This window comes from Aquabacterium sp. A08 (genome assembly GCF_011742065.1).
Window position 1 is genome coordinate 1 of record NZ_JAAQQT010000454.1, and the last position, 324, is coordinate 324.

Genomic DNA, 324 nt, shown 5'->3' on the forward strand with positions numbered 1-324 from the left:
GCTGCGCGACCAGGTCGCCCGGCGCTGCCAGGCGCGCGGCTGGAGCGGCTGGGTGGACACCGTGACCGACTGGCTGCTGGCCTGCCTGCAGGCCCCCCTGCCGCTGCCGCACGCGCCCCCGGCCGAACACGCCGCCGCCCCCGTGGCCCTGGCCGACCTGCGCACCTGCCTGCCGGAAATGGAGTTCTGGCTCGCCGCCCAGCCGCTGTCGGCCCGGGACATCGACCGGCTCGTCACCGCCCACACGCTGGGCGGCGCGCCGCGGCCGCCGCTGCGCGACGACCGGCTGCACGGCATGTTCAAAGGCTTCATGGACCTGGTGTT

General features: G+C 76.2%; 1 protein-coding gene. It reads left to right on the plus strand.

Annotated elements, in window-relative coordinates:
• Positions 1–324: hypothetical protein (locus tag HA630_RS27240; RefSeq protein WP_208299934.1), on the plus strand; the 324-nt coding region annotated here is incomplete at both ends.